The 23,640-nt window shown below is 71.3% G+C and carries 26 protein-coding genes; 20 read left to right on the top strand and 6 right to left on the bottom strand.

What is annotated here, in order from left to right:
- Positions 1 to 193 precede the first annotated feature (193 nt).
- The 6 genes from M3C17_RS07525 to M3C17_RS07500 all read left to right on the top strand — a co-directional run bounded on the left by M3C17_RS07525 (position 194) and on the right by M3C17_RS07500 (position 5,369).
- Positions 194 to 1,186, top strand: coding sequence for a TIGR03557 family F420-dependent LLM class oxidoreductase (locus M3C17_RS07525; protein ID WP_259977017.1), 993 nt, complete (start codon positions 194 to 196; stop codon positions 1,184 to 1,186).
- Entirely contained in the window at positions 1,183 to 1,983 is an 801-nt protein-coding gene (gene cofE, locus M3C17_RS07520) for a coenzyme F420-0:L-glutamate ligase (RefSeq protein WP_259977016.1), read from the top strand. The genes M3C17_RS07525 and cofE overlap by 4 nt, the downstream gene beginning before the upstream one ends.
- Complete coding sequence (gene fgd, locus M3C17_RS07515; RefSeq protein WP_259977015.1) at positions 1,980 to 2,993, top strand: glucose-6-phosphate dehydrogenase (coenzyme-F420); 1,014 nt, start codon at positions 1,980 to 1,982, stop codon at positions 2,991 to 2,993. Before cofE ends, fgd begins: the two co-directional genes overlap by 4 nt.
- 9 nt (positions 2,994 to 3,002) lie before the next feature.
- Complete coding sequence (gene cofC / locus M3C17_RS07510) at positions 3,003 to 3,671, top strand: 2-phospho-L-lactate guanylyltransferase (protein WP_259977014.1); 669 nt, start codon at positions 3,003 to 3,005, stop codon at positions 3,669 to 3,671.
- Entirely contained in the window at positions 3,668 to 4,762 is a 1,095-nt protein-coding gene (gene cofD / locus M3C17_RS07505) for a 2-phospho-L-lactate transferase (protein WP_259977013.1), read from the top strand. The genes cofC and cofD overlap by 4 nt, the downstream gene beginning before the upstream one ends.
- A 133-nt stretch (positions 4,763 to 4,895) precedes the next feature.
- Entirely contained in the window at positions 4,896 to 5,369 is a 474-nt protein-coding gene (locus tag M3C17_RS07500) for an aromatic ring-opening dioxygenase LigA (RefSeq protein WP_259977012.1), read from the top strand.
- A 39-nt stretch (positions 5,370 to 5,408) separates the two neighbouring features.
- Here the strand turns inward: M3C17_RS07500 and M3C17_RS07495 are convergent, their stop codons facing one another.
- The 3 genes from M3C17_RS07495 to M3C17_RS07485 all read right to left on the bottom strand — a co-directional run bounded on the left by M3C17_RS07495 (position 5,409) and on the right by M3C17_RS07485 (position 8,333).
- Positions 5,409 to 6,212 (bottom strand): ABC transporter ATP-binding protein, encoded by an 804-nt coding sequence (locus M3C17_RS07495; RefSeq protein ID WP_259977011.1) that lies wholly within the window; start codon positions 6,210 to 6,212, stop codon positions 5,409 to 5,411.
- A gap of 82 nt (positions 6,213 to 6,294) precedes the next feature.
- Positions 6,295 to 7,365, bottom strand: a complete 1,071-nt coding sequence (locus M3C17_RS07490) for a putative F420-0 ABC transporter permease subunit (RefSeq protein ID WP_259977010.1) — start codon at positions 7,363 to 7,365, stop codon at positions 6,295 to 6,297.
- Positions 7,362 to 8,333: a putative F420-0 ABC transporter substrate-binding protein gene (locus tag M3C17_RS07485; protein ID WP_259977009.1), complete on the bottom strand. Its 972-nt coding sequence runs from the start codon at positions 8,331 to 8,333 to the stop codon at positions 7,362 to 7,364. Before M3C17_RS07485 ends, M3C17_RS07490 begins: the two co-directional genes overlap by 4 nt.
- A 228-nt stretch (positions 8,334 to 8,561) precedes the next feature.
- On the opposite strand from M3C17_RS07485, the gene M3C17_RS07480 reads away from it, so the two are divergent.
- Genes M3C17_RS07480 through M3C17_RS07455 form a run of 6 tightly spaced genes read left to right on the top strand, consistent with a single transcriptional unit; the run spans position 8,562 to position 14,434 of the window.
- Positions 8,562 to 9,527, top strand: a complete 966-nt coding sequence (locus M3C17_RS07480) for an alpha/beta hydrolase (RefSeq protein WP_259977008.1) — start codon at positions 8,562 to 8,564, stop codon at positions 9,525 to 9,527.
- A complete protein-coding gene (locus tag M3C17_RS07475) occupies positions 9,524 to 10,930 on the top strand; it encodes a dihydroorotase family protein (protein WP_259977007.1) in 1,407 nt (468 codons plus the stop codon). The genes M3C17_RS07480 and M3C17_RS07475 overlap by 4 nt, the downstream gene beginning before the upstream one ends.
- A 1-nt stretch (position 10,931) precedes the next feature.
- On the top strand, positions 10,932 to 11,906 hold the full coding sequence (locus M3C17_RS07470) for an LLM class flavin-dependent oxidoreductase (RefSeq protein WP_259977006.1): 975 nt from the start codon (positions 10,932 to 10,934) through the stop codon (positions 11,904 to 11,906).
- Positions 11,907 to 11,946: 40 nt separating this feature from the next.
- The gene (locus M3C17_RS07465) at positions 11,947 to 12,774 is read left to right on the top strand and encodes an ABC transporter ATP-binding protein (protein WP_259977005.1); all 828 of its coding nucleotides are present in this window, start codon (positions 11,947 to 11,949) and stop codon (positions 12,772 to 12,774) included.
- On the top strand, positions 12,771 to 13,604 hold the full coding sequence (locus tag M3C17_RS07460; RefSeq protein ID WP_259977004.1) for an ABC transporter permease: 834 nt from the start codon (positions 12,771 to 12,773) through the stop codon (positions 13,602 to 13,604). The genes M3C17_RS07465 and M3C17_RS07460 overlap by 4 nt, the downstream gene beginning before the upstream one ends.
- Positions 13,601 to 14,434, top strand: a complete 834-nt coding sequence (locus M3C17_RS07455) for an ABC transporter permease (protein ID WP_259977003.1) — start codon at positions 13,601 to 13,603, stop codon at positions 14,432 to 14,434. The genes M3C17_RS07460 and M3C17_RS07455 overlap by 4 nt, the downstream gene beginning before the upstream one ends.
- Positions 14,435 to 14,485: 51 nt before the next feature.
- On the opposite strand, the gene M3C17_RS07450 is transcribed toward M3C17_RS07455, so the two are convergent.
- The 3 genes from M3C17_RS07450 to M3C17_RS07440 all read right to left on the bottom strand — a co-directional run bounded on the left by M3C17_RS07450 (position 14,486) and on the right by M3C17_RS07440 (position 16,204).
- Positions 14,486 to 14,743, bottom strand: a complete 258-nt coding sequence (locus M3C17_RS07450; protein WP_259977002.1) for a type II toxin-antitoxin system RelE/ParE family toxin — start codon at positions 14,741 to 14,743, stop codon at positions 14,486 to 14,488.
- Complete coding sequence (locus M3C17_RS07445; protein WP_259977001.1) at positions 14,740 to 15,009, bottom strand: type II toxin-antitoxin system Phd/YefM family antitoxin; 270 nt, start codon at positions 15,007 to 15,009, stop codon at positions 14,740 to 14,742. The genes M3C17_RS07450 and M3C17_RS07445 overlap by 4 nt, the downstream gene beginning before the upstream one ends.
- 118 nt (positions 15,010 to 15,127) lie before the next feature.
- The gene (locus M3C17_RS07440; RefSeq protein ID WP_259977000.1) at positions 15,128 to 16,204 is read right to left on the bottom strand and encodes an ABC transporter substrate-binding protein; all 1,077 of its coding nucleotides are present in this window, start codon (positions 16,202 to 16,204) and stop codon (positions 15,128 to 15,130) included.
- Between the two features lie 189 nt (positions 16,205 to 16,393).
- On the opposite strand from M3C17_RS07440, the gene M3C17_RS07435 reads away from it, so the two are divergent.
- The 8 genes from M3C17_RS07435 to M3C17_RS07400 all read left to right on the top strand — a co-directional run bounded on the left by M3C17_RS07435 (position 16,394) and on the right by M3C17_RS07400 (position 23,622).
- Positions 16,394 to 17,398, top strand: coding sequence for an alcohol dehydrogenase catalytic domain-containing protein (locus M3C17_RS07435; RefSeq protein WP_259976999.1), 1,005 nt, complete (start codon positions 16,394 to 16,396; stop codon positions 17,396 to 17,398).
- Positions 17,399 to 17,428: 30 nt separating this feature from the next.
- Complete coding sequence (locus M3C17_RS07430) at positions 17,429 to 18,607, top strand: CaiB/BaiF CoA-transferase family protein (RefSeq protein WP_259976998.1); 1,179 nt, start codon at positions 17,429 to 17,431, stop codon at positions 18,605 to 18,607.
- Positions 18,607 to 19,470 (top strand): amidohydrolase family protein, encoded by an 864-nt coding sequence (locus tag M3C17_RS07425; protein ID WP_259976997.1) that lies wholly within the window; start codon positions 18,607 to 18,609, stop codon positions 19,468 to 19,470. Before M3C17_RS07430 ends, M3C17_RS07425 begins: the two co-directional genes overlap by 1 nt.
- A 21-nt stretch (positions 19,471 to 19,491) precedes the next feature.
- Positions 19,492 to 20,334, top strand: a complete 843-nt coding sequence (locus tag M3C17_RS07420) for a hypothetical protein (RefSeq protein WP_259976996.1) — start codon at positions 19,492 to 19,494, stop codon at positions 20,332 to 20,334.
- Positions 20,331 to 20,678 (top strand): hypothetical protein, encoded by a 348-nt coding sequence (locus M3C17_RS07415; protein ID WP_259976995.1) that lies wholly within the window; start codon positions 20,331 to 20,333, stop codon positions 20,676 to 20,678. Before M3C17_RS07420 ends, M3C17_RS07415 begins: the two co-directional genes overlap by 4 nt.
- A 66-nt stretch (positions 20,679 to 20,744) precedes the next feature.
- Positions 20,745 to 21,977: an ROK family transcriptional regulator gene (locus tag M3C17_RS07410; protein ID WP_259976994.1), complete on the top strand. Its 1,233-nt coding sequence runs from the start codon at positions 20,745 to 20,747 to the stop codon at positions 21,975 to 21,977.
- Between the two features lie 38 nt (positions 21,978 to 22,015).
- Entirely contained in the window at positions 22,016 to 22,849 is an 834-nt protein-coding gene (locus tag M3C17_RS07405; protein ID WP_259976993.1) for an ABC transporter permease, read from the top strand.
- On the top strand, positions 22,846 to 23,622 hold the full coding sequence (locus tag M3C17_RS07400) for an ABC transporter ATP-binding protein (protein ID WP_259976992.1): 777 nt from the start codon (positions 22,846 to 22,848) through the stop codon (positions 23,620 to 23,622). Before M3C17_RS07405 ends, M3C17_RS07400 begins: the two co-directional genes overlap by 4 nt.
- Positions 23,623 to 23,640 lie beyond the last annotated feature (18 nt).

Here is a 23,640-nt window from a genome sequence, read left to right as displayed (position 1 = left end):
TGAAACCCTGAGCGCGGCGTCCGTCGGCCCCGCGAATGAAGGAGATCTCGCGAATTGAGGGACTCCATTCCCCAGGCACTCCTTCATTTCATGAGATCTCCTGCATGCCGTGCGGGGCTCGCACAACCCACTCCTTGACTTTTGGATCCAGTATCCATTCAATAGAAGCAGCGACGACGCGAGAGGAGGGGCCATGCACATCGGGTACGCCGCGATGCTGGAGCAGGTCGAGCCCTCCGCCGTCATCGAGAACTGCATCGCCGCCGAGGCCCACGGCTTCCGCGGCATCATGGCCACCGACCACTTCCAGCCGTGGCTGCCGCGGCACCGCGCCTCCGCGCACGTGTGGACCATGCTCGGCGCGATCGGCGCGCACACCACGGGCGAACTCGGCCCCGGCGTCACCACGCCAGGGTTCCGCACGCACCCGGCCGTCGTCGCACAGGCCGCCGCCACCCTGGCCACGCTCTACCCCGGTCGCACCTGGCTCGGGGTCGGCTCGGGCGACGCACTCAACGAGCACATCACGGGCGCCTACTGGCCGGAGCCGGCCGAGCGCATCGACCGCATGTTCGAAGCCGTCGACCTCATCCGCAAGCTCTTCACGGCCTCGCTCGCCGGTCGCGACACCCGCCACCGCGGCGAGCACTACCGCATGGAGTCGACCCGGCTGTGGACCATGCCGCCGGCCGCTCCGCCGGTGTTCGTCGCCACCGCGGGTCCCGTCACCGCCCGTCGCGCCGGCCGCAACGCCGACGGCCTGATCACGGTCGCCGCCGAGGTCGAACGCCTCGCGCCACTGCTCGCGCGCTTCGCGGAGGGCGCGAGAGAGGCAGGGCGCGACGTCGACGCGCTGCCCCGCGTGCTGCAGCTGCCGCTCTCCTGGGCGCCGACCGAGGAGCAGGCGCTCGCGAACGCCCACGCCGAATGGCCCATCGCCGCGCTGCGCATGCGCCGGGGCGACGTGCGCTCGCCCTACGACTTCGAGCAGCTCGTGCGCGGGGTCACCCCGGATGACCTGCGCGCGTCCATGCTCATCTCGGCCGACCCCGACGTGCACCGGGCGCAGATCCAGCGCTACGCCGACCTCGGCTTCACCCGCATCTACCTGCACAACGTCGGCCCCAACCAGCGCGAATGGCTCGAGGTCTTCGGTCGCGACGTGCTCCCGAAGGTGCGCGCATGACCGGCCAGGCGCTCAGCGTGTTCGCCCTGACCGGGATGGGCGAGGTGCGGCCGGGCGACGACCTGGTCGCCCTGATCCTCGCCACCGGCGTCGAGCTGAGGGACGGCGACATCCTCGTCGTCACCTCCAAGATCGTCTCCAAGGCGGAGGGCCGCTACGTGCAGGCCGCTGACCGGGAGGCCGCGATCACCGCCGAGACCGTGCGTCTCGTCGCCTCCCGCACCCACGACGGGCACACCATGCGCATCGTCGAGAACCGCCTCGGCATGGTCGCCGCGGCGGCCGGCGTCGACGCCAGCAACACCCCGGACGGCTGGGTGCTGCTGCTGCCGGAGGACCCGGACCGCTCGGCCCGTGCGCTCGCCGCAGGGCTCCGCACCGCGACCGGCGCCGAGGTCGGGGTGCTCCTCAGCGACACCCTCGGCCGACCGTGGCGCGAGGGGCAGACCGACGTCGCGATCGGCGGCGGCGGCGTGCACGTGGTCGCCGACCTCCGCGGCACCACCGACCAGGCCGGCAAGGTGCTCAGCGTGACCACGCCGTGCGTCGCGGACGAGCTCGCCGCGGCCGCTGACCTCGTCAAGGGCAAGGCCAGCGGCAACCCGGTCGCGGTCGTCCGTGGCCGCGGCGACCTGGTCGGCTCCCTCGACCTCCTCGGGGCGGCGAGCATCGTGCGCGCCCCCGACCGTGACCTCTTCTGGCTGGGCACCGCCGAGGCGCTCGACCAGGGCTACCGGGACGGCTACGCCGCCGCCCGCGCCGAACTCTCCCCACCCGAACAGAAGGATGCGACATGACACTGACCCTCGGATACAAGGCCAGCGCCGAGCAGTTCGACCCGCGCGAGCTGGTCGAGATCTCGGTCGCGGCGGAGGCGCACGGCATGCAGTCCGTGTTCGCGAGCGACCACTTCCAGCCCTGGCGGCACACCGGAGGGCACGCGCCCTTCTCCCTCACCTGGATGGCGGCGGTCGGCGAGCGCACGTCGAGCATCCGCATCGGCACCTCCGTGCTCACCCCGACGTTCCGCTACAACCCGGCCGTGCTCGCCCAGGCGTTCGCGAGCCTCGGCTGCCTGTACCAGGACCGGATCATCCTCGGGGTCGGCTCGGGCGAGGCGCTCAACGAGATCGCCACCGGGTTCCGCGGCGCCGGGGAGCAGGACTGGCCCGAGTTCAAGGAGCGGTACGCGCGGCTGCGCGAGTCGGTGCGGCTGATGCGCGCGCTGTGGTCCGGCGACCGTGTGAGCTTCGACGGCGAGTACTACTCCACGCACGATGCCTCCATCTACGACCGGCCCGAGGGCGGCATCCCCATCTACATCGCGGCGGGCGGCCCGATGGTGGCGCGCTACGCCGGCCGCGCGGGCGACGGCTTCATCTGCACGTCGGGCAAGGGGCAGGAGCTCTACGTCGACCAGCTGCTGCCGGCGGTGAAGGAGGGCCTGGAGCAGTCCGAGCGCTCCTTCGACACGTACGACCGCATGATCGAGATCAAGCTCTCGTACGAGGAGACCAGGGAGGCGGCGCTGGAGAACACCCGGTTCTGGTCGCCGCTGTCGCTGTCGAAGGAGCAGAAGCACGACATCACCGACCCGGTCGAGATGGAGAAGGCCGCCGACGCGCTGCCCCTGGAGACCATCGCGAAGCGCTGGATCGTCGGCAACGACCCGGACGCCGTCGCCGCGGACATCCAGCAGTACATCGACTGGGGCTTCAACCACCTCGTCTTCCACGCGCCCGGTCACGACCAGCGCCGCTTCCTGCAGCTGTTCGAGCGCGACATCGCGCCCCGGCTGCGCGGCTGAGGTCGGGTCATGGCGGGCGGTCTCCGTGTCGGGGCGTCACCCCACGCCCCGGCACGGGAGTGGGTGGTCGTGATCCCGGTGAAGCGGGCGGAGCTGGGCAAGACGCGGCTGCGGCTGCCCGGAGTCGACCGCGAGCCCCTCGCCCGGGCGATCGCGCTCGACACGGTGGAGGCTGCGGCCGCCTGCCCGCGCGTCGCCGAGGTGCTGGTGGTGACGAGCGACGAGGTGACGGCGGCCGCGCTGCTGCCGGTGCCCCGGGTACGCGTCGTCCGCGACCGCGGAGTCGGTCTCACGGCGGCCATCGACCAGGGGCTCGCCGCGGCGCCGACCCGGCTGCCGCGGGCCGTGCTGCTCGGGGACCTGCCCGCGTTGCTGCCCGACGAACTGAGCAGGGCGCTCGACTACGCGTCCGCCTACCCGCGGGCGTTCGTGCCGGACGCCGAGGGCACCGGCACCGTGCTGGCGACCGCCAGGGCGGACGTCCCACTGCGGCCGTGCTTCGGCGAAGGCTCCGCCGCCGCGCACCGCACGGCTGGTTTCGCGGAGGTCGGCTTCCCCGTGCGCAGCGGGCTCCGGCGCGACCTCGACCACGCCGACCACCTCCGCAGCGCCCGCCTGTGCGGACTCGGACCGCGCACCGCCGCACTCCTCGATCCCCGGCTCGTGCTCGCCTCATGAGGGCTCGGTCCGGTGGGGAGGGGGCGGCGGAGGCGACCGCACCCGAGTCGGACACGGGCTCCGCGGTCCGGGGGAGGCGCGCATCCGATGCGGCCGAGGCGCCGCGCGTCGTGGTGCTGGCGGGCGGCGTGGGCGGGGCAAAGTTCACGGTCGGAGTGCGGGCGGCGGCGCGTCGGCGCTGGCCCGACGGCACCGGCGGCACGCGGGCCGAGCTCACCGTGATCGCCAACACCGGCGACGACCTGTGGCTGAGCGGCCTGCGACTGCAGCCCGACGTGGACTCGATGCTCTACGCGCTGGCCGGGGTGAACGACACCACTCGCGGCTGGGGTCGCACGGGAGAGTCCGAGCGGGTGGCCGCCGAACTGCACGCCTGGGGCGCCGGGTGGCCGTGGTTCACGCTCGGCGACCTCGACCTGGGTGCGCACATCGCCCGCACCGGGTGGCTGCGCGACGGCGCCACGCCCACCGAGGTCGTCGCTCGGCTCGCGTCGCGGTGGCCTCTCGGCGTGACGCTGCTGCCGATGACCGATGCCGAGGTGGACACCCACGTCCTCACCGCGCAGGGGCGGATGCACTTCCAGGAGTGGTGGACGCGGCACCGTGCGACCGTTCCCGCGCAGGGGTTCGACAACCCGGGGATCGAGCGGGCGACCCCGGCTCGCGGGGTGTGCGAGGCGCTCGCCGCGGCCGACGTCGTGCTGTTCGCCCCCTCGAACCCCGTGGTCTCCCTCGGCCCGATCCTCGCGGTGCCCGGCATCGCCGCGGCCGTACGTGCGACCCCCGGGCGCGTGGTCGGGGTGTCGCCGATCATCGCGGGCAGCCCGGTCCGGGGCATGGCCGATGCGTGCCTGGCCGCGGTCGGCATCCCCGCCACCGCGGACGCCGTCGGTCGGCACTACGGTGCACGGTCGGCGGGCGGGCTGCTCGATGCGTGGCTGATCGCCGACGAGGACGCCGCGCTGGCGCCGGGGCTCGCGGCCGCGGGGCTCCCGACCGCGGTGCGCCCGCTCTGGATGCGGGACCTGGACGCCGCGTCCGCGCTCGCGGGTGATGCGCTCGACGCCGCGCTCGCGCCGCACTCTCGCTGAGGCGGCGGCCCGCTCGAGCGGCCCTCCCGGTCCGCGGCGGAATTCACCCGGCTTATTTCCGGCCCGAAGGCGGTGGGCCGGACGCGGCCGCGGCCTAGCCTGGAGGCGCATTCATCGAGGCGGGGGAACGGCTATGAGCGAAGCGACGGCGACCACGGACGGCGTGTCCGACTCGGACGGCGGCCGGCGAAGGATCGTACGGATCATCGGTGTGCTCGGGATCATCGGCGGCATCGTCCTGATCGTGGCGGGCATCGTCGTGTGGGTCATGGTGTCGGCGCAGCTGCGCGCGGAGAACATCACCATCCCCGATGACGCGATGGCCTTCCAGGGACAGACCGTCGCCGGCCCGCTCACCGCGTACGTCCAGGCGGACATCATCCAGCATCACGCCCTGGAGGCGTCCGACGGCAAGACCTACGCGGAGCTCGAGATGGACGACCCGGTGCGCGCGACCCTGATGAACGCGTCGTTCCTGCGCGCGTCGCTGTTCACGTCCGTGGTGTCGTTCGGCGTCGCGGCCTTCGCGATGGGGATGGGCGTCCTGTCGATCCTGTTCGGATGGGCCCTGCGCACGGTGGCCGTCCTCCGTCCGCGCGTCCGCTGAGGCGCCGCCGCCGCGCGTCAGCTGAGGCGCCGCCGCCCGTCAGGGCACGAGCGCGTGGTCGGGGTCGAACACGATCAGCGGGCGGTCGCTGCCGGGGCGTGACAGTACCTCCGCGTCCACCTGCCACACGCGGGCGATGAGCTCGCGCGTCAGCACCTCCTGCGGAGTCCCCGCGGCCTGCACCCGCCCGTCGGCGACCACGACGACGCGGTCGGCGAAGGCGGCGGCGTGGTTGAGGTCGTGCAACGCGGCGATCACGGTCATGCCGTCGCCGGCCACGGCCCGCAGCAGCGCGAGGGCGTCGAGCTGCGCGCGGATGTCGAGGTGGTTGGTGGGCTCGTCGCACAACAGCAGCGTCGGGTGCTGCGCGAGCGCCCTGGCCAGGTTCACGCGCTGACGCTCGCCGCCCGAGAGTGTCGTGGCGTCGCGGTCGGCGAAGGGGAGGGCGCCCGCGCGGGCCAGCGCCTCCTCCGTGACCACGGTGTCCGACTCCGCACCGTCGAACGACAGCCAGCCGCGGTGCGGGAGCCGCCCGAGCTCCACGATGTCCCGTCCGGTCATGCCTTCCGCGGCCGCCCATTCCTGCTCCACGAGGGCCACCCGCTGTGCCCGTGCCCGTCGCCCGAGCCCCGGCAGGGAGACGCCGTCGAGCGCCACGGATTCCACCTCGCCACGCAGCGTCCCGGCGATCAGCCGCAGCAGCGTGCTCTTGCCGGAGCCGTTCGGCCCGAGCAGCGCGGTCACGGCGGCGCCCGGTGCGGTCACGTACATGCCGTCGATCACGAGCCGGTCCCCATGGGCGAAGCGCAGCCGCCGGGCGTCGAGCCCCCGCCCCGCGCTCAAGGCCGCCCTCCTCGTGCGGGCACCGGGAGCGCGGCGACCATCGCGGCGGTCGCCGGCGGGACCACCAGGCCGGAACGCCCGCTCATGGCCGTGCCTTCCGCATGCGCAGCATCAGCATCGCGAACGCCGGGCCGCCGATCAGGGCGGTGACGATGCCGACCGGCAGCTCGCGCGGATCGAACACGGTGCGGGCGATCGTGTCGGCCCACACCAGGAACACCGCGCCGGCGAGGAAGGACACCGGCAGCAGGGCACGGTGCCGCGCCCCGACGATCGCACGGACGGCGTGCGGCAGGATCAGTCCGACGAAGCCGATCGAGCCGCTGACGGCGACGAGGGCTCCGGTGAGCAGGGCCGTGACGACGAACAGCGCCACCCGCAGCCGGGTGACGGGGATGCCGAGCGCCTCGGCGGCGGTGTCGCCGAGCACCAGGCTGTCGAGCGGCCGTGCGGCGGCGAGCAGCGGCACCGCGCACACGAGGGCCGCGATGCCGGCGAGGGTCGCATCGCCCCAGTCGGCGCCGCCGAGCGAGCCGAGCAGCCAGCTGAGGATCTCGCGGTAGCTGTCGTTCGTGGCGCTCCAGAAGATCACCAGACTCGTGAGTGCGCCGAGCACCGCGGAGACCGCGAGACCGGCGAGCACCACGGCGGTGGGGGAGGCCGAGCCGGCGGCGCGGGACAGGCCCAGAGTGAGGGCGAGGGCCAGCAGGGCTCCCGCGAACGCCGCGAACGGCAAGGCCACCGCGGCGCCGAGCACGATCACGATCACGGCTCCGGTCGACGCCCCGGAGGACAGCCCGAGCAGGTAGGGGTCGGCGAGCGGGTTGCGGGTGAGGGCCTGCATCACCGCGCCGCACAGCGCCAGGCCCCCGCCGACCGCGGCAGCCGTGAGCACGCGGGGTACGCGCCCCTCCCAGATGATGGCGTCGCGCACCGGGGTGAGCCCGCTCGCGGCGCCGCTCAGGTGCGCCCACACGCTCGCCCCCAGCTCGGCCGGGGTGATCGCCGCGGGGCCGATCGCGGTCGCCGCCACCACGGTCGCGGCGAGTGCGAGCAGCAGCACGGCGAGGGCGGGGACGGTGCGCCGGCGGGTGCGTGCCGGGCGCCCTGCGACCAGGGGCAGGGCCGCGCGGGCGGGGGCGGCGAGGCTCATCGCTCCCCGAGCTGCTGCACGATCGCGGCCACGGCGTCCACGTTGCGGATGCCGGCCTCGGTGGCGGGGAAGTCGACCACGACGTAGCGCTCCTCGCGCACGGCGTCGAGCTGCGCGGTGACCGGGTTCGCCGCCAGCAGCTCCTTCTTCGACGCGGCGGTGTTCCAGGCCGCGTCCACCAGCACGATCACATCGGGGTCGGCCTCGGCGATCAGCTCCCACGAGGTCGAGGTCCAGGTGTCCTCCACCTCGGCGAAGACGTTCTCCAGCCCCGCGCCGGCCATGATCATCTGCGGCGCCCCGATGCCCGCGCCCACGAACGGCTGATCTGTGCCCGAGGAATACCAGACGGCGCGCAGCCCCCGGTCGTCCGGCACGACCTCGTCGAGCGCGGCGCGCTGCTCCGCGACGAGGGCGGCCGCGGCCTCCTCCTCGCCGAGCAGGGCACCGGCCTCGGTGAAGCCGTCGAACACGGTGTCGAACGTGAGCGGGTCCGGCATGTAGCCGGGAGCCTTGCAGGCGGCGGGCGCCACATAGGTGGTGATGCCGAGCTGCTGCAGGTCGTCGCGCTCGCCGGCGCCCTCGATCGAGAAGTTCGACTCCCACCCCGCGAACACGAGGTCGGGTTCGAGTTCGAGCACGGCCTCCTTCGACGGCACCTTGTCCGACACGGACGGGATGCCGTCACCCTCGGCCGCGAGAGCGTCGGGCAGGGGGCCGTCGGTGAACGCGGAGCCGATGACGCGGTCGCCGGCGCCGAGGGCGAGCACGAGCTCGAGGGTGGACGACTTGACCGTCAGGATGCGCTGAGGCGGGGTGGCAACGGTGACCTCGGTGCCGCAGTTGTCGAGGGTGACCGGCTCTGCGGACGGCGGCGTGGCGGTGCCGGCGGCGCAGCCCGCGAGAGCGGCGGCGAGGACGAGCGTGAGGACGGGGGCGGCGCGGAGCGCGCGGACGGTGGCAGGCATGGTTCTCCGGAGGACGTGGATGGGAGGGCGCAGAGGAGCGCACGGTCGCAGTCCAGGTCGGGACCACCGGCGCCGGCCAATCGGGTCGGCGCGATGCGGCCATGCTAGCTCGGATTTTGGATCCAATCAATACTGGATTCTGGATCCAAAATGGGTCATGATGAAGAAGCCCCACCGCCGCGGCGCACATCGCCCGATCGCGACGCCGCGTTCAGCCGAGAGGAATCCATGCAGACCACACCCGTCTCGTTCTTCAGCGAGGGCGCCCGCATCTCCGCCATCTGGCGGACCCCCGACCACGACGGCCCGTACCGCGCGATCGTCCAGGGTCCCGGCTGGCTCGGCCTCAAGGACGCGAAGCTCTACGTCCGCTACCACGAGGCGCTCGTCGAGGCCGGCTTCGCCGTGCTCGTGATCGACTACCGCGGCTTCGGCGACTCCGAGGGCGACCGCGGCTACCTCTCCCCGGCCTGGCAGCTGCAGGACCTCGTGAACGCGGTCACCTACCTCACCACGCGCGATGACGTGATCGCCGACGCCATCGGCGTCTTCGGCACGGGCGGCACCGGCGGCGGCAACGCCGTGCTGCTCGCCGATGCCGACCCGCGCATCAAGGCAGCCGTGAGCCAGGTGCCCGTGGCCGACGGCGAGGACTGGCTGCACCGCATGCGCAGCGAGTACGAGTGGCTCGACTTCCAGAACGCCCTCGCCGAGGACCGCCGCCAGCGCGTCACCACGGGGGAGGGGCGCATCGTGCACCCGCGCGAGGAGATCATGATCCCCACCGCTGAGCGCCGGGCCACCACCATCAAGGCGGACGTGGACGACCGCATCCCCTCCGCCGTGCCGCTCGCGTGCGCCGAGGGCATCATCGCCTACCGTCCGCTCGACGCGGCCGCGCGGCTCACCACGCCGTTGCTCGTGATCGGCGTGGAGGGCGATGCGACCACCCCGACCGACCATGCGGAGGCGCTGTACGAGGCCGCCGCCGGACCGAAGCAGCTCATCATGCAGCGGCACACCACCCACTACGCCGCCTACGACACGTACTGGGAGCAGACCACGCCGGTGATCGTCGGCTGGTTCGACCGCTACGTGCGCCCCGCGCATCTCATCCACCGGACCACGCCGTCGCCCGCGATCGGCGAGTCCATCCAGACAGAATCCGTTCAGAAACAGGAGGTCACGCGATGAGCGTGGATCTGAAGATCACCGGCGGCACCGTCGTCACCCCGGCAGGACCGGTCGTCGCCGACCTGCTCATCGCCGACGGCAAGGTCGCCGGCATCGTCGCCGCCGACACCGGCATCGCCGCCGACCGCACGATCGACGCCACCGGCAAGCTCGTGCTGCCCGGCATGGTCGACGTCCACGTGCACACCCGCGAGCCCGGCTACGAGCACAAGGACGACATCTACACCACGAGCCTGCAGGCCGCGGCCGGCGGCGTCACCACCATGTTCGGCATGCCCAACCTCAAGCCGCCGACCACCGACGTCGCGACCCTGACCGACGTGTTCCGGCGCTACGAGGAGTCGTCCATCGTCGACTGGAACCACAACCCCGCGCCGACCAAGTTCGACGAGATCGCGGGCATGAGCGAGCTCGGCATCCGCGCCTACAAGATCTACATGGTCGTCGACACCGGCCGCGACTACCCGCACCCGTCCGGCACCGGCATCCACGACCACGGGCACCTGCTCGAGATCATGGACCACATCGCCCAGACCGGGAAGCGCTTCATCGTGCACCCGCACGACCAGGCGCTCATGGACTACATCGAGGGCGCCTACCTGGCCCGCGGCGAGAACACCCCGCAGGGCTACGCCTCCGCCTACGCCGCCCGCGAGGGCGTCATCTGGGACACCGCGATCGACGTGGTGCTGCGACTCGCCGAGGCCTCCGGCTGCCCCGTGCACATCGCGCACATCCAGACGCGCCGCTCGATCGAGGCCGTGCGCCGCGCCAAGCAGAACGGCATCGACGTGACCTGCGAGGTCAACCACTGGGCGCCGTTCCTGTCCACGTGGGACGACGTGGAGACCCTCGGTCCCTACGCCCTCAGCTACTGGGTGCCCGACGACAACCGCGCCGCCGTGTGGGAGGGCATGCGGGACGGGACGATCGACATCGCCGCCAGCGACCACGCTCCGCACACGCGTGAGGAGAAGGAGGTCGGCTGGACCAAGATGTGGAGCTCGCACACGGGCACCCCGGGCATCCAGTACTACTACGAGCTCATGCTCGACGCCGTGAACAAGGGCGAGCTCGACCTGCAGCGCGCGATCGACATGGTCGCCCACATCCCGGCCGCGAAGTTCGGGCTGGAGGGGGTCAAGGGCTCCCTGACGATCGGCGCGGACGCGGACATCGTGATCGCCGACCTCGCCGACGAGTGGACCATCACGAACGACGACGTGCTGTCGAAGATCGGCTGGACCCCGTACGACGGGCGCACCATCAGTGCCCGCATCCAGCGCACGCTCGTGCGCGGAGAAGACGTGTACGTGGACCGCGAGGTCGTCGGCGACCCCGCCTTCGGAAAGCTCGCCGCCTCGGCGGAAGACAGGGCGGCACTGGCCGCAGAGAGGAACTGACATGAAATTCGGACTGCTGCTGCCGCACTTCGGCGAGGAGGCGAGCAAGGAGAAGCTCCTGGAGGGCTCGAAGCTCGCCGAGAGCTTCGGCTTCGACTCGGTGTGGGTGCGCGATCACCTGGTGTTCGAGCCGCACGGCGAGATGGAGAAGCCGAACCGCACGTTCTACGACGCCCTCACCACGCTGACCGCGATCGGCGCCGTGACCGAGAAGATCGAGCTGGGCACCGGTTCCCTCATCCCGTTCCGCCACCCGCTGGTGACCGCGCTGATGGCCGGCACGATGACCCAGCTGCTCGGCCCGCGCCTCATCCTCGGCTTCGGCGCCGGCACGTTCGACCACGAGTTCGAGGCGATCGGCTGGGGCGACCTGGACCGCGTCGAGATGGTGCGCTCGAACGCGGAGATCCTCAAGCGCGTGTTCACCGAGAACGACGTCACCTACGACGACGGCATCTTCTCGTTCGAGAACGTGACGATCGAGCCGAAGCCGGTCGGCGGTCGCATCCCGTTCTGGTACTGCGGCGCGACGCCGCGCTCGGCCCGGCTCGCGGCGGAGTTCGCGGACGGCTGGATGCCCGGCCGCACCGGCCTCGCCACGATGGAGAAGCGCATCCAGACCATGCGCGAGATGACCGACGAGAACGGCCGGCCGATGCCGACCATCGCCGTCATCCCGCCCACCTCCATCGAGGACACCCGCGAAGAGGCGCTCAAGCACGTGAACATCCCCGGTCTGCTCGCGTGGGCCAACAAGGCGAAGTTCGCGGTGAAGCCGCCGTCCGGCAGCTTTGAGACCGTCGAGGACCTGGAGGGTCAGCTCATCGTCGGCAGCCCCGACGAGGCGGTCGACCAGATCAGGCGCTTCGAGGAGATCGGCACCGAGCACCTCGTGTTCGACTTCCGCTTCAAGTTCGATCGGTTCTTCGAGCAGATCGAGCTCCTCGGCACCGAGGTGCTTCCTAAGCTGCGATAGAGCCGCGCACCCGAGCGCGGCACGAGACGAGAGGTCGACGATGACTGACGTGAAAGACACCGCACGAGACGCCACGGATCCGCTGATCTCGGTCACCGGACTCTCCGTGAGCTACGACGTGGCGCGCACGGGGAAGAAGCTGGTCGCCATCGAGAACGTCGACCTCGACGTGTTCGAGGGCGAGTTCATCACGGTGCTCGGCCCGTCGGGGTGCGGCAAGACGACGTTCATGAACGTCATCGCCGGCCTCGTCGCGCCGAGCACCGGGTCCGTCCTGGTGGACGGCCGGGAGGTCGACGGCCCTGGACCCGACAGGGCCGTCGTCTTCCAGGACTACGCGCTGCTGCCCTGGCGGACCGTGTTCGACAACGTGAAGTTCGGACTCGAGATGCAGAAGGGGGTGCGCACGGGCGACTGGCGCGCCCGCGTGCAGGAGGCGATCGACATGGTCGGCCTCAAGGGCTTCGAGTCCTCCTACCCGCGCGAGCTCTCCGGCGGTATGCAGCAGCGTGTCGGGCTGGCCAGAGCCTTCGTCGCCGAGCCGCGCATCCTGCTGATGGACGAGCCGCTCGGCGCCGTGGACGCCCTCACCCGCGAGGTGATGCGGGAGGAGATCGAGAAGCTGATCGAGGCCACGGGCAAGACCGTGCTCTTCATCACGCACTCGATCGAGGAGGCGATCCTGCTCGGCGACCGCATCGTGGTGTTCAAGAGCCACCCCGGTGCGATCAAGGAGATCATCACCACGGGCATCGAGCGCCCGCGCTCGGAGCGCTCCGTGCAGCACGACCCGCGCTTCCTCGAACTCCGCGACCACCTCTGGGAGGCGCTGGAGGGCGAGGCGACAGCGGCCGCGGTGTCGAAATGAGCTCCCTCCTCGCCAGCGGGCCGAACCTCGGTCGCGGGGGAGCGGCCGCGTGGCTCGCGGGGCTGAGCACGCGCGGCAAGGCGGCGGTGATCGCGGTCGAGGTCGTGGTGCTTCTGCTGCTGTGGCAGCTCGTGGTCGGAGTCCTCGGGTGGATCAACCCGGTGTTCCTCCCGCCGCCGCTGTCCATCGCGCAGGGCTTCGGGGAGATCGTCGCGAACGGCTCCCTCGCCGCGAACGCGGGCGTCTCGGCGCAGGCCTGGCTGACCGGCTTCGCGCTCGCCGTGGTCGTCGGCATCCCGGTGGGGCTGCTGATGGGCTCCTCGCTGCCGGTCGACCGGGTGGTGGGTCCCATCGCGTGGACGATCTACGCGACCCCGTCGATCGCGTACCAGCCGCTCGCGAAGGCCTGGTTCGGCTTCGGCATCGGCCCGGTCATCTTCCTCGTCACGATCAGCGCGATCTTCCCGATCCTGCTGAACGTCGCGGCGGGCATGCGCACCACGAACCCCTCGATCATCCGCGCGGCCCGCGTGTACGGCGCCAGCCGCCTGCGGCTGTACCGCTCCGTGTATCTGCCGTCCACGATCCCGTTCCTGTTCGCGGGGCTGCGGCAGGCGGTCGTGCTCGCGACGATCGGCATGGTCGTGGCCGAGCTCGCCGGCTCGTCGAGCGGCATGGGCGCGCTGATCATCCGGGCGTCCAACACGTATCAGACCGACCAGGCGTTCGCGGCGATCGCGCTCGTCGTGGTGTGGAGCGTCGGCATGACGCAGGTGGTGACGGCCATCGAGCGCGGGGTCGCGCCGTGGACGAGGAAGGGCAAGCGATGAGCGTCGTCTCGGCAACCGGCACCGTGCGGATCGTGCGACCGCGGCGTGTGGTGCGCGCCGGTGAGGGGCGGTGGACGCTGCTCCTGATCGGAGTCGTGGCCGCGGTGCTTCTCGTCTGGGAGGCCGCCGTCAGCTGGTTCCAGCTCGTGCCCTCGGCGTTCCTGCCCGCCCCCAGCGCCATCGCGGTGGCGTTCGGACGGCTCATGGTCGACCCGGAGTTCTGGGCGGCGTTCGGCTTCAGCGTCACGAATCTGCTGATCGGCCTCGCGATCGCGATCGTGGTCGGTGTCGTGGTGGGGCTCGCGGTGGGCTGGTCGCCCGTGCTGCGGTTCATGGTGGCGCCGTTCCTGTGGGTGCTGTACTCCACGCCGAAGGTGGCGCTCGCACCGCTGTTCATCCTGGGCCTCGGTCTCGGCAGCGAGTCGAAGATCGCGCTGGTGATCCTGCTCGCGGTGTTCCCGATCCTGCTGAACACGATGGAGGGCGCGGTCACCGTGAACCCCTCGCTCGTGAACGCCGCACGGGTGTATGGCGCGAAGGGCATCGGGCTGGGGTGGAAGGTGATCTTCCCGGCGACCCTGCCGTACAGCCTCTCCGGCATCCAGCGCGGCGCCGCGCTCGGCTTCACGGGCGAGGTGCTCGGCGAGTTCCTCGGCGGGACCGGTGGCCTCGGGCACCTGCTGGAGTTCGCGGCCTACCAGTTCCGCATGGACGAGGCGATCGCGATGGTCGTGGTGATGGTCATCATCGCGAACCTGACGCTGTTCCTGATCTCGGTCCTCCGACGCCGGCTCGCCCCCTGGTACGACGAACGGAAGATCGTCGGCTGACGCCGCCCTCGACCCCGGCCCCCGTCTCATGCGCGACGGGGGTCGGTTCCGTCAGCGGTAGACCTCGCGGCGGTGTCCGGCGGCGAGGACGAGGACGATCAGCCGGTCGTCCTCGATGTCGTAGATCACCCGGTAGTCGCCGACGCGGACCCGCCAGGCGCCGTCGCTGTTGATGAGCATGGTCGCCGCCGGCGGGCGTGGTTCGTCTGCGAGGAGTTCGATGGCTGCCTGCACCCGACGGCGGGCTTGAGGATCCAGCTTCCGCAGCTGACGCCGGGCGGCAGCGGCGATCTCGATCCGGTACGTCACGCGAGCCCCAGCTCGGCCTTCACTTCCTCCCAGGGCACGGGCAGGGATTCGGTCTCCGCCGCTTCCCGACGCGCCGCCACCGCGGCGGCGGCATCCTCGGCGTCTTCCGCGAGCTCGCGCAGGCGGTCGAACTCGTCGGCGTCGACGATGGCGACCACGCGCTGACCACGGCGCGACAGGAAGACCGGCTCGTGCATCAGGTGCGCGCGGTCGACGAGCGCGCCGAGCTGGCTCTTGGCGTCGGAGATCGGAAGTACGTCGGTCATACCCCGATTGTACCAATCGATCGTTTTGATCGGTTACTGTCGGCGATGCTCGCCCGCACAACATGCACGAGGCCCCACCGCCATGCGCAACGGTGGGGCCTCGCCGGGGTTCAGCGGGTCACGGGTAGGGCAGCGTGGCCGGTCCCTCGTTGTCCAGGCCGAGCAGCTCCTGCGCCTTGAACAGGTACGCGAGCTGCCCCTCGTCGAACTCCAGCGGCTCGAGCTTCTGGGTCTCGATCGTGGTGTCCCAGGCCTCCGTGTCGAAGTACAGGTTCGGGCAGGCGAGGTGGCCGTCGAGGATCCAGACGCTGTCCGAGTCGCGCAGCTCCGCCACGTCGAAGTCGTTGGCCTCGTAGATGTCGAGCGCCTCCTCGGCGTTCTCCGGGAACTCGCCGGGCGCGGGCGCCGTCATGAAGTCGGTGCCCTTGAGGGTGGCCCGGAGGAAGCGCACGAGCGAGTTCGGGTTCTCCTGCACCCACTTCGTGCCGGCGATCTGCACGTCGTTGGCCCAGTTGCGCAGCGTCTCCACGACGATGTTCGCGCCGTGCTCCTCGAGTGCGGCCCGGTCGTCGGCGTAGAACGGCTGCAGACTGATCCGGTCGTTGACGAAGAACTCCGTCCAGGACTCGGAGCCGGGGCCCGGGTACACGACCTCGGCGTTGACGGTCTCCAGGTCCCAGCCCTCCTCGGCGAGCACCTGCGCGCGCTGGAACTCGGCGGGGTCGCCGGGGGTCCCGGCCAGCACGATGGAGGTGCCGTCGAGGTCCTTCACGCTGTCGACGTCCGACTGGGCGGCGAAGTCGAAGTTCTGTCGGCAGTAGTGACCGGAGACGAGGTCGATCTCGACGCCGCCGCGGATGGCGTCGATCACGGTGCCGGTGGACTCGACGCCGATGTCGGCGCTACCACTCGCGACGGCGGCGGTCACGTTGTCCGCGGTGATGACCTCGACGGTGAGGCCCTCCTCCTCGTAGTAGCCGAGGTCGCTCGCGAGGACGAACATGGAGTACATCGTGACGTCGGGGAAGGGGATGGCGACCGTGATGCTGGTGTCTTCGGCGGCGCCGGGTTCGCCGTCGCCGAGGTCGACGGGTCCTTCGGGGGCGGGTGTCGGCGAGGTGCAGCCGGCGAGCAGCGTCAGTGCTGCTGCGCCTCCGGCCACGGCGAGGCCGAGCCTGGTTCTTGTCGTGCGCATGACTCTCCATTCGGGCAGTGCGTGCGCCCCTTCGTGAGGGGGGCGTCTCACGCGGATTTTGGGATACGGTATCCAATTTGGAAACGGCTGTCCATGGTTCGGCCGATATCGTGCTGACAACGAGGTCTGGACGGCCGCGGTGAAAATTGGATACAGTATCCGAAACAGTCCCACGACGAAGAGGTGACCATGCGTGCCGCCGTGCTGAGCCGCCACGACCTCGACGGCCTGAGCGTGTCGCAGGTGGCCGCTCCGACCGCCGAGGCCGGCGAGGTGCTGGTGCGGGTGGAGACCGCGGGCGTCAACCAGCTCGACCTCAACGTCATCGCCGGCGTCGGTCCCGGTGCCCACGCCCCGCTGCCCCGCATCCTCGGCATCGACCCCGCGGGGGAGATCGTCGCCGTCGGCCCCGGCGTCGACATCGGCCGCATCGGCCAGCGCATCGTCGTGAAGCCCAACATTCCGTGCGGGACCTGCCCGCGCTGTCTGTCCGGCGATGAGGCCGACTGCCCGCAGCAGACCGTCGTCGGCGTGCACCGCGACGGTGGCGCCGCGGAGTTCGTGGCGGTGCCCGCACGCAATGCCATCGACCGCCGCGGACTCGACGCGGCCGAGGCCACCGCCGTCGTGCACAGTGCCGCGATCGTGATCAACGCCCTGCGGCGGGCGGCGCTCGTCGCGGGGGAACGACTGCTGGTCACCGGCGCCGGCGGCACCCTCGGGCGCGCCGCTGTCGCGATCGGACTCGCCCGCGGGGCCCGGGTGGTCGCCGCCTCCCGTCGACCGCTCGCACCGCTCGGCGACGAGCGCGTCGTGCAGGCCGCCGACCCCGCCGCGCTCCGCGACGCTCTTGCCGTGGACGGCGGCTTCGACGTGGTGCTCGATGTGTCCGGCCACGCGCCGACCCTCGCCGCGGGCATCGCCGCTCTCGGGTGGGGCGGCAGGGCGGTGTTCTGCGCAGCCTCCGTCGACCCCGACCTGCACATCGACGCGCGCGACTTCTACCTCCGCCGGAACACCCTCTCCGGCGTGGCGAGCGCCCGCTTCGACGATGTGGCCGAGGCGCTCGCGCTCGCCGCGACCGGGGCGCTGCCGTCGCTCGTCGGCGCGCGGTACCCGCTCGACGACATCGCCACGGCGTACCGCGAGTTCCCCCGCAAGGCCGACGGGAAGGTCGTCGTCGATGTGCGCTGACCGCCCTCCGTATCGAACAGGAGACCAGAAGTGACGAGTTCCGCACTGCCGGGCGCGGGAGCGCTCGCCGGGATCCGCGTGGTCGAGCTGGGCCAGTACATCTCCGGCCCGTACGCCGCGAAGCTGCTCGCCGACCTCGGCGCCGAGGTCGTGAAGGTGGAGTCGCCCGAGGGCGATCCGATGCGGCGGTGGGAGGGCAGGGCGACCATGAGCCCGCAGTTCGCGGCCTACAACCGCGGCAAGCGCGGCGTGGTGCTCGACCTCAAGAGCCCGCAGGGCCTCGCCGCCCTGTTCGCCCTGGTGGCCGAGGCCGACATCGTGATCGACAACTTCCGCCCCGGGGTGGCCGACCGGCTGGGGTTCGGGCCGGAGGCGCTGCGGGCGCACAACCCGCGCGTCATCACCTGTTCGATCACGGGCTTCGGCCCGACCGGGCCCGCGGCGAAGCGCCCGGCCTACGACACCGTGATCTCCGCGACCGGAGGGATGTACAGCCAGATCGTCCCCGCGTCGACCATCCGCCCGCTCGGTCCCGCGTTCTCCGATCTGCTCTCCGGGATGTCCGCGGTGCAGGCCGTGCTCGCGGCGCTGCACGCCAGGGACGTCACCGGGGTGGGGGAGCACGTCGAGGTGTCGATGGTGGGCGCGCTGCTCGACTTCCTCACCGAGTCCGCCTCCGCGTTCCTGGAGACGGGGCAGATCTCGTCCCCCGACTCCCGCCCCCGCCGCGCCCAGGCCTACGCCTGCCGCGGCTCGGACGACCGCGCGTTCGTCATCCACATGTCCGTGCCGGAGAAGTTCTGGACGGGATTGCTCGACGTGCTCGAGCGACCCGACCTCGCCGACGATCCGCGGTTCGCGACGCGGGAGGCGCGGGTGCGCAACTACGACGAGCTCGACCTCGTGCTCAAGGAGATCGCCGCCACCCGCCCGCGCGACCACTGGCTGGAGCGGCTCGCCGCCCACGACATCCCGCACGGTCCGCTGAACACCATGGGCGACCTGTTCGACGACCCCCAGATCGCGAGCATGAACCTGGTGGAGGAGATCGACGGACCGGATGGCGCGGTGCGCGTCCCCGTGCCCAGCACGCGGTTCCACCGCAGCGGGCGGCCCGAGCTGAGCTACGCCCCTGCGCTGGGGGCGGACACCGAAGCGCTGACGGGGCTGCGCCCCTCGGCCGTGAACACCGAGGAAGGGGCGGCCTGATGCCCGGCATCGACGACCTCGTGGCGATCGACGTCCACACCCACCCGCAGACCGAGGAGTTCATCGCGGCGATGGGGAAGCGGCACACGCAGATGGCCGCGCACTTCGGTCGGGAGCGGCCGGTCGTGTCGTTCGCGGAGCAGGCCGACCAGTACCGCGACCGGAAGATGATGGCCGTGATCGTGAACTCCGACTCGGAGACCACGAGCGGCATCAAGGGCGCCCCGAACGACCTGCTCGGCAGAGCGCAGCAGGACCACCCCGACGTGTTCCTGGCGTTCGCGGGCATCGACCCCTGGAAGGGCGAGGCCGCGGTCGCCGAGATCCGTCGCATGCACGACGAGTACGGCATCAAGGGCGTCGGCGAGCTCAACCCCTCGCGGCAGAAGTTCCTCGCCAACGACCGGCGCTTCTGGCCGATCTGGGAGACCTGCGCCGAGCTCGGCCTCGTGGTCATGTTCCACTCCGGCTTCCCCGGTGCCGGTGCGGGGACCCCGGGCGGCGGCGGGTACCGGCTGGAGAACGCCCGCCCGGTGCCGTACATCGACGACGTGGCCGCGGAGTTCCCCGAGCTGAACATCATCAGCGCGCACCCGGCCTGGCCGTGGCACCTGGAGAACCTGGCGATGGTGTGGCACAAGTCGAACGTGTATCTCGACCTGTCCGGCTGGGCGCCCAAGTATCTGCCGCCCGAGGTCGTGCGGTATGCGGACTCGCTCATCTCCGACCGGGTGCTGTTCGGCTCGGACTGGCCGGTGATGACCGCCGACCGGTGGATGGCGGAGTTCGACGAGCTCGGCTTCAAGGAGGAGTCGCGCCGCAAGATCCTGATCGACAACGCGCGGAAGCTGTTCCGGCTGTGAGCGCGAGGGAAGGAGCCCCCCGTGGCTGAACTGGTGCTGGCGGCGGCGACCCCGCACAACCCGCTGCTCTGGCGCGCGATGCGCGAGCCGTACCCGGACGACCTCGTGGCGGTGGCGGCGAACTTCCGCCGCATCCGCGAGGCGATCGCGGAGGCTGAGGTGGATGCGCTGATCGTGCTCGGCACGGACCACGTGCGGCAGTTCTTCGCCGACAACTCGCCCGCGTTCATCGTCGGGAAGGCGGCGTCGTACCACGGCACCTACGAGAACGAGGTCCGCACGTTCGGCATGGAGTACGCCGAGGTCACCGGGCACCCGGAGCTCGCGGCGCAGATCGCCGGACGCGAGGTGCTGCCGGAGGCCATCGACTTCTCGGTGTCGCACGAGTGGCGGCTCGACCACAGCTTCGTGCTGCCGCTGCAGTACGTGCGACCAGAGCTCGATCTGCCGATCGTGCCCATCCACGCGAACGCCATCCTGCCGCCGCTGCCCTCGGCCGCCCGCTTCGCCGCCCTCGGACATCACCTGCGCGCCGCGGTCGAGTCGTGGGAGGGCGGCCGGCGGGTGGCACTGCTCACCTCGGGCCACATGGCGACCGATGTGGGCGGGCCGCGCACGTTCAACGGCTCGCCCGACCCCGCGTTCGACGCCGAGGCGGTCGGGTGGATGCGCGACGGCGACCTCGACGCCGCGATCGACGGCTGCCGCTTCGACCGCATCATGGCCGCGGGCAACGTCACCTACCAGTACGTGAACATCGTCGCCGCGCTCGCCGCGATGCAGGGCCGCCCGGCTGAGCTGGCGGAGGCCACCACGTCGCGCTTCGCCTCGAGCCCGTTCTTCCTGTGGAGGTCTGCATCGTGAGCAGATACATGATCGGCAAGTTCATGCGGGCCGTGGAGATGAGCACGGCGAACGTGAACGCATACGTGGCCGACACCGAGGGCTTCGTCGACCGGTGGCTGGCCGGCGGCGCGGGGCCGGATGCCGTAGCCGACGACCGCGAGCTGACCCCGGAGGAGCGAGCGGCGTTCATCGCCCGCGACTACGGCGCGCTGTACGGCCTCGGGGCGCACCCGTACCTGCTGTGGCACTTCACGGAGGCCGTGTACGAGCACGAGTACACCGAGGGCTTCGGGTGGCGTGAGCTCGTGGAGCGCTACCGCGCCGCGATCATCCCGCACGGCGAGGTCGACGACATCCTCTGACGCGCGAGCGGCCGATCGCACGACCGCCCTTGACAGCTTCGGCACGGGTGCTGTTTATTTAGCTACGTGCAAAAAAAACTATCGGAGGTCCGCCTGGATGCGGCGGCGATCCGCGCGCACCACCGGCGTGTTCTCCTCCAGCTGCTGCGCTCGCACGGCCCGCTGTCGCGACGCGACCTCTCCCGCGCCTCCGGCCTGAGCCCCGCGGCCGTCATGAACGTCGTGGTCGAGCTCGTCGAGGCTGGACTCGCCGAAGAGGAGATCCCCGTCACACGGGAGGCCAGGGTCGGTCGGCCCAGCACCGACGTGGCCCTCGCCGCCGGCACCCACCACGTGCTCGCACTGCAGATCGGCGCCGGGTTCCTGCAGGCGGGCGTGGTCGACCTCACCTCGCAGGTGGTCGCGTCCGAGCAGGTGCGCTTCCCCGTGCCCACCGCTCCCGACGCGGTGCTCGCTCTCGCCGACGAGCTGCTGCAGCGCGTCATGAGCAGCGCCGGCATCACGCTCGACCAGGTGCTCGGCCTCGGCGTCGGCGTCGCCGGCATCGTCGACGCCGGACGTCGCATCAACATCTCGGCTCCCACGCTCGGCTGGACCGATGTGCCGATCGCGGATCACTTCGAGCGAACCCTCGGCGTCGACGTGGTGCTCGACCACAACGTGCGCGCCATGGCCGCGGGCGAGTCCCGCTACGGCACAGGGCAGGGGCTGGAGAGTCTGGCCTTCGTGTACGTCCGCACCGGTGTCGGCGCGGGCCTCATCCTGGGCGGTGCCGAGTACCGCGGCGGCACCCACGGCGCGGTCGAGATCGGCCACCTGCGCGTCGAGGCAGACGGCCCGGTGTGCACGTGCGGCGGTCGGGGCTGCCTGGAGACCCTGGTGAGCGACGGCGTGCTGCGCGGCCGGATGATCGAGGCCGGACTGCTCGCCGCCGACAGCGCCCCCGACGACCGCACCTGGACGGAGACCTTCGTCGCCGCGGTCAAGGCGGGCGACCCGCAGGCCGCGGAGCTGCGGGACGACCTCGTCCGACACCTCAGCACCGCGCTGCTCAACCTCGTCAGCCTCCTCAACCCGCAGCAGATCGTGCTGGGCGGCCTCCTCTTCGACCTCGCGCCCGTGGTGGTCGAACCGGTGCGGGCGGCCTTGGTGGACCAGGTCATGCCGGTGCTGCGCGAGGGCATCCGCGTCGATCCTCCGCGCTTCGGCGCCGACGCGGGCATGATCGGCGCCGCCACCATCGCCCTGGACAGCTTCGTGTTCGGGCCCCCACTCCTGCCGGCCGCCCAGGCCGACTGACACGCACAGGCTCCATCGCAACGAAGGGAACGAGCCCCATGATCGACGCCACACCCGAGACGGCGACCACGTCGCTCGCGGTGCCGCGCACCGCCAGAACGCGGCGCACCGCGAACCGCACCGAGAAGCCGCTCACACTGCTGTACCTCGCCACGCTGGTGATCGGCATCGCCGTGTGGTGGATCATCGCCGTCGTCAGCGACAACCCGCTCGCGCCGACCCCCATCGCCGTCGTGCAGAGCTTCTGGGAAGGACTCCTCGACGGGAGCCTCCTGCTGAACACCGTCGCCAGCGTGCAGCGCGTCGTGACCGGCTTCCTGCTGGGAGTGATCGTCGCGGTGCCGGCCGGATTCATCATGGGCTGGTATCGCTGGGGTCGCGGACTGTTGGAGCCGTGGGTGCAGTTCTTCCGCACGGTGCCGCCGCTCGCCCTCATCCCGCTCGTGATCGTGTTCCTCGGCATCGGCGAACCGGCGAAGATCTTCGTCATCTTCCTGGCGTCGTTCCTGTCGTGCGTGCTCGCCACCTTCCAGGGCGTGCGCAACGTCGACTCCACGCTCGTCAACGCCGCCCGCGTGCTCGGCGCCAGCGACGGCACCATCTTCCTCCGCGTGGTCGTGCCCGCGTCGCTGCCGTTCATCTTCGTCGGCACCCGGGTCGCTCTCGGGGCGGCCTGGGCGACCGTCGTGGCATCGGAGCTGATCGCGGCGGCCTTCGGCCTGGGCCGCATGATGCAGGCGGCCTCGCAGTTCCTCGACACCCCGCGCATCGTCGTGGGGATCATCCTCATCGGCGCACTCGGGTTCGCGATGGACCGCGCCCTGCTCTTCGCCGAGAACAAGCTCACCGCCTGGCAGGAGGTCCGGAAATGACCGCGATGATCTCGATCCGTGGAGTCTCGAAGCACTACGAGACCAGCCGCGGCACGGTCCGCAGTCTCGACGACGTCGACCTGGATGTCGCCGACGGCGAGTTCATCACCCTCGTCGGACCGAGCGGCTGCGGCAAGAGCACCCTGCTGAACCTGATGGCCGGGCTGCTGATGCCCACCGAAGGGGACGTGCTCGTGGCGGGGCAGCCCGTGACCGGCCCCGGACCCGACCGCGGAGTGATCTTCCAGCAGTACGCGCTGTTCCCCTGGCTCACCGCCCGGCAGAACGTCGAGTTCGGGCTCCGCGTCCGCGGGATGAAGAAGGCGGAGCGCGAACAGGTCGCACAGCACTACCTGGAGCTGGTGGGCCTCGGGGACTTCGCCGGTGCCCTGCCGAAGGAGCTCTCGGGCGGTATGAAGCAGCGCTGCGCGATCGCCCGCGCCTACGCCGCGCAGCCGTCGATCCTGCTGATGGACGAGCCGTTCGGCGCGCTCGACGCCCTCACCCGCGTGAGCATGCAGGAGAACCTGCTGGAGACGTGGCAGCAGGAGCGCCGCACCGCCGTGTTCATCACCCACGACGTGGACGAGGCCGTGTTCCTCGCGAACCGGGTCATCGTGATGAGCCCGCGCCCTGGCCGCATCACCGAGGTGATCGACGTGCCGCTCGCCTACCCCCGCACGGAGGAGATGCGTCTGTCTCCCGAGTTCGCCGACCTCCGCGCCCGTGTGTGGCGCGGTGTGCACCACCAGCCGGAACCCACCACCGCCTGACCGGCCGGGCGCTCCGCC

Source organism: Microbacterium sp. p3-SID336, assembly GCF_025143365.1.
Taxonomy (GTDB): domain Bacteria; phylum Actinomycetota; class Actinomycetes; order Actinomycetales; family Microbacteriaceae; genus Microbacterium.
This window is presented reverse-complemented; position numbering and strand designations above follow the sequence as displayed.